Annotated in this window: 5 protein-coding genes; 1 reads left to right on the top strand and 4 read right to left on the bottom strand. The window is 70.1% G+C overall.

From position 1 onward, the window contains the following. Both A9X03_RS24105 and A9X03_RS24100 read right to left on the bottom strand, forming a co-directional pair. A partial coding sequence (locus tag A9X03_RS24105; protein ID WP_197696138.1) for an NAD(P)/FAD-dependent oxidoreductase occupies positions 1 to 832 on the bottom strand: 832 nt, incomplete at its 3' end. Between the two features lie 47 nt (positions 833 to 879). Continuing rightward, positions 880 to 1341 carry an SRPBCC family protein gene (locus tag A9X03_RS24100; RefSeq protein ID WP_067750898.1) on the bottom strand — a complete coding sequence of 154 codons (462 nt, stop codon included), beginning with the start codon at positions 1339 to 1341 and terminating at the stop codon, positions 880 to 882. A gap of 97 nt (positions 1342 to 1438) precedes the next feature. Between A9X03_RS24100 and ald the strand changes: the two genes are divergently transcribed. Next, positions 1439 to 2554 (top strand): alanine dehydrogenase, encoded by a 1116-nt coding sequence (gene ald / locus A9X03_RS24095; protein WP_067780280.1) that lies wholly within the window; start codon positions 1439 to 1441, stop codon positions 2552 to 2554. Here ald and A9X03_RS24090 read toward each other — a convergent pair. Both A9X03_RS24090 and A9X03_RS24085 read right to left on the bottom strand, forming a co-directional pair. After that, the gene (locus A9X03_RS24090; RefSeq protein ID WP_067750908.1) at positions 2551 to 3576 is read right to left on the bottom strand and encodes a nitronate monooxygenase; all 1026 of its coding nucleotides are present in this window, start codon (positions 3574 to 3576) and stop codon (positions 2551 to 2553) included. The two genes, ald and A9X03_RS24090, sit on opposite strands and share 4 nt — an antisense overlap. 60 nt (positions 3577 to 3636) lie before the next feature. Further along, on the bottom strand, positions 3637 to 4840 hold a 1204-nt coding region (locus A9X03_RS24085; protein ID WP_068263349.1), incomplete at its 5' end, for a pitrilysin family protein.

The raw sequence follows: 4840 nt of genomic DNA, 5'->3' as shown, positions 1-4840 counted from the left end.
CGTTGGACATGACCAGCCGTTTGCACATCGGCGTGTAGTCCGGGGTCAGGGCCCTGCGCAGCTCGGGGTCGCGGACCTCTCGCAGGCTGGCGCGGCACAGCGCCCCCATGATCTTTCGGCGCAGTCCCGGCTTGGTGAGCCCGGCGGCGAAGGTGTCGTAGCCGAAGCTGTAGCACCGGTAGGCCAGCCGGTCGAGCCAGCCGAACCGGTTGTGGGTGATGCTGGTGAGCCGGCTGTAGCGGGGGTTGGGCAGGCGAAGCACCCACTGCGCGGTGCGCTGGAAGAGCATGACGCGGTCCGCGACACCGGCCAGGCCGCAGACCAGCTGAACCCCAGTCGAGCCGTTGCCCACGATCGCGATCCGGCGGCCGCGCACGTCGACGGCGTGATCCCAGCGCGCGGAGTGAAAGGCGCGCCCGCCGAAGTCGTCCAGGCCGGGGATCGACGGCAGGCGCGGGTGATGCAGTACACCGGTGGCGCAGATCAAGAAGTCGACGGTCGACTCCTCGCCGGCGGCCGCGCGCAACCGCCACCGGCCGTCCTCGAAGCGGGCGTGGGAGATTTCGGTGCCGAACCGGATGCGATCGCGCAGTCCGAACCGGTCGGCGACATCGCGGAGGTAGGCCTGGATCTCGCCGCCGGGCGAGAACAGGTGCGACCAGTTCGGGTTCTGGGCGAACGTGTACTGGTAGACCCGCGACGGGATGTCGCAGACCAGGCCGGGGTAGGTGTTCTCCCGCCAGGTGCCACCGACCTCGTCGGCCTTCTCGTAGATCGTGACATCGGTTATGCCGCTGCGCAGCAACGCGATTGCGACGCACAGCCCCGACATACCCGCTCCGACGACGGCTACGGAGGGCTCGCGTCGCGGGGTCACGGCTACTCCGACTCGGCGCGCTGCTTGAGGCGCTGCAGGGTGAGCCGGATGTGTTCGGCGTTGGCGGCCACGCGATCTGGAACACCGGTGGCCTTTCCCGCGATCGTGCGGAACCAGCCGGGTCTGCGGTCCCAGGTGCTCTCGGTGACCCGGCAACCACCGTCGGCCGCCTCGATGTCGTACTGCCAGCGCGCGATCGGCAGCATGGAGTGCCGCACGTCGAACGCGAACAGCCGGCCCGGTTCCGCGTCGGTGACCGTGCACTTGGTGCTCCAGCGCCGTTTGGCGCTTGCGTTGTGCCCGGTGAACACCGCCCCGGGGCGCGCCGCGTTCCCCTTGCGCCATTCCATCGCCTCGGCTTCCTCGGCGAACGAGGCCAGGGTGGGCAGGTCGGTGATGAGCCGGTACACGACGTCCGGGCGGGCGTTGACCTGCACGGTTTCCGTCACGCAGGGGTCAGTCATGCGCCGATCATAGCCACGGTGCGGACCGCTCCACGTCGATTGCGGCGCATCCGAACTTTCTCCACACTTGAGGGCGAACCAAAGCAAGGGGTAATTCATGCGAGTCGGCGTACCGACCGAGACCAAGGCCAACGAATTCCGGGTGGCGATCACGCCCGCCGGCGTCGCCGAACTGAGCCGCCGCGGCCACGAGGTGCTCGTCCAGGCGGGCGCCGGGGAGGGATCGTCGATCCCCGACGAGGAGTTCAAGGCCGCGGGCGCCCAGTTGGCCGGCTCTGCCGAACAGGTGTGGGCCGAAGCCGATCTGCTGCTCAAGGTGAAGGAACCGATCGCGTCCGAATACGGGCTGCTGCGCGCGCGGCAGGTGCTGTTCACCTACCTGCACCTGGCCGCCTCCCGCGACTGCACCGAGGCGCTATTGTCTTCCGGCACAACATCGATCGCCTATGAGACCGTGCAGACGTCCGATGGCGCCCTCCCGTTGCTGGCTCCGATGAGTGAGGTCGCCGGCCGACTCTCGGCGCAGGCCGGCGCCTACCATCTGATGCGCTCCCACGGCGGGCGCGGGGTGCTGATGGGCGGGGTCCCGGGCGTCAAACCCGCGGACGTGGTGGTGATCGGCGCCGGTACGGCCGGCTACAACGCCGCTCGGGTCGCCAACGGCATGGGCGCGAGCGTGACGGTGCTCGACGTCAACATCGGCAAGCTCCGACTCCTCGACGCGGAGTTCGGCGGACAGGTCCGCACGCGCTACTCGTCCGCCTACGAGCTGGAGGGCACCGTCACGCGCGCGGACCTGTTGATCGGGGCGGTCCTGCTACCCGGCGGCAAGGCGCCCAAGCTGATCTCGAATTCACTTGTGGCGCAGATGAAACCGGGTGCCGTGCTGGTCGACATCTCGATCGATCAGGGCGGCTGCTTCGCCGATTCCCGGCCGACCACCCACGATGACCCGACGTTCGCCGTGCACGAAACCCAGTTCTACTGCGTGGCGAACATGCCCAGCGCGGTACCCAAGACGTCAACCGTGGCGCTGACCAACGCGACGATGCCGTACGTGCTGGCGCTGGCCGACCGCGGCTGGCAGGCGGCTTGCCGGTCGGATCCCGCTCTGGGCAAAGGCCTTTCGACGCACGGCGGGGCGCTGTTGTCCGAGCGGGTGGCCGCCGACCTCGGTCTGCCGTTCACCGATCCGGCGAGCCTGCTGGCCTAGTCGGACTCCACCAGGCTGGCGATGATGTCGGCCGCCGGCCCGGGCTGGGCCTCCTTGAACGACGTTCCGGCCCACAGCGGTATACCGTTCGGGTCCTCCATGGCGGCCGCGGCCTCCCGGATCGGCGAGGTCATCTGGTTCACCTCCGGGTAGCCCAGCGGCGCCACGTTGTCGAGCAGGCGGGTGAAGTTGTTCTCCAGGCCCCGCGCGTAGCGGCCCGAGAAGGCGCGGGTCACCACCGTCGTGCCGAAAACCGGGTTTTTCAGAGCGGTGCGGTGCGCGGTGCTGGTGCCCGCCTCGTCGCTGAGCAGCAGCGCGGTGCCCACCTGCACGGCCACCGCGCCGCGGTGCAGCACCGCGGCGACGTCCCGGGCGTTGCCCAGGCCGCCCGCCGCGATGATCGGGACGTCATGGGCGTGGCGGATGCGGTCGATCAGGTGGTGCAGCGATTCGTTGCCGGGCTCCATGTCGGGCGCGAAGGTGCCCCGGTGCCCGCCCGCGTCCGGACCCTGGACGATCAGGCTGTCCGCACCGGCGGCGACGGCCACGCCGGCCTCGTACGGCGAGGTCACCGTGACCATCACCAGCAGGCCGAGCGCCCCGAGCCGCCGGATGACGTCGGGCGGCGGCACCCCGAAGGTGAAGGACACCAGCTCGGGCCGCACGTCGGCCACCACCTCGAGCTTGCGCTCCCAGTCGTCGTCGTCGCCGTAGTGCGGGTGGCCGACCTCGACTTGGTAGTAGTCGGCGATCTCCTCGAGTTCTTCGGCGTAGTAGTCCAGCGCCATCCAGTCGGCGACGCTTGGTTGGGGCACGAACAGGTTGACGCCCAGCGGGCCGGTGGTCGCCGCGCGCGCGGCGGCGATGTCCTCGGCGAACCGGTCCGCGCTGCGGTGACCACCGGGGACGAACCCGAGCCCGCCCGCGTTGGACACCGCCGCGGCCAGCTCGGGCGTGCCCGGTCCGCCGGCCATCGGCGCGCCCACGATGGGCACCATGATGTCCCAAAAGCCCAGTACCACGGGGCTAATTCGCTGACGGCGAGCGCCGGCACGGCGCGAGTGAGGAGGCGAACATGCGGGTTAAGATACCATCGCCCGAAGTTGTTGGGGCAGTGACCGTTTGGAGGCATACGGGCCCAGGACCGCGGCGCCGTACGGCTGGCTCAGCAGCCGGTGGGCCACCGCGTTGACCTCCTCGACGGTCACTTGGTCGATCTGCCGCAGGGTGTGCTCGATGCTGCGGTGCTCGCCGTAGTTCAGTTCGTTGCGGCCCAGCCGGCTCATCCGGGAACTGGAATCCTCCAGACCGAGGACGAGCCCGCCCCGCAGCGACCCCTTGGCGATGCGGCACTCCGCTTCGGTGATGCCGTCGCGGGCCACCGACTCGAGAACCTCGTTGGTCACCTGCATCACCTCGGCGAACCGCTCGGGCTGGCAGGCGGCGTAGACGGAAAGCGCGCCGCTGTCGGCGAAGATGTCGACCGTGGAATAGACCGAATAGGCCAGCCCCCGCAACTCCCGAACCTCTTGGAACAGGCGGGAACTCAGGCCGCCGCCCAGCGCGCTGTGCAGCACGGACAGCGCCCAGCGGTGCCGCCAGCCACGCCCGGGGGTGCGCACGCCCAGCGACACGTGCGTCTGCTCGGCGTCCCGGTTGCCCAGCATCAGGCCGGGCCGTCCGGTCACCCGCCCGGCGCCCTTGCGCGGGGCTATCGGCCGGCGCCCGCGGACCAGGTGCGGCCCGAAGTGCTCGCGCACCAGCGCGACCACCTCGTCGTGGTCGACGTTGCCGGCCACCGCGACCACCATGCGCTCCGGCGTGTAGCGCCGGACGTGAAAGGAGTGCAGCTGGGCCCGGGTCATCGACGACACGGAGCGCGCGGTGCCGATCACCGGCCGGCCCACCGGATGGTCACCGAACATCGCGCCCAGGAACATGTCGCCCAGCGCGTCCTCGGGGTCGTCGTCGCGCATGGCGATCTCCTCGAGCACCACGTCACGTTCCAGCTCGACGTCCTCGGCGGCGCAGCGACCGTTGAGCACCACGTCGGCGACCAGGTCGACCGCCAGTTCCAGGTCGCTGTCCAGCACGTGCGCGTAGTAGCAGGTGTGCTCCTTGGCGGTGAACGCGTTCAGCTCCCCGCCGACGGCGTCCATCGCCTGCGCGATGTCCACGGCGCTGCGGGTGGGCGTCGATTTGAACAGCAGGTGCTCGAGGAAGTGCGCCGCTCCCGCCACGGTGGCACCCTCGTCCCGCGATCCCACGCCGACCCAGACCCCGACG

It is taken from the genome of Mycobacterium sp. E1715 (assembly GCF_001667625.1).
Lineage (GTDB): Bacteria > Actinomycetota > Actinomycetes > Mycobacteriales > Mycobacteriaceae > Mycobacterium.
Note: the sequence above shows the minus strand (reverse complement) of the source record. Positions and strands in the feature narration are given on the sequence as shown.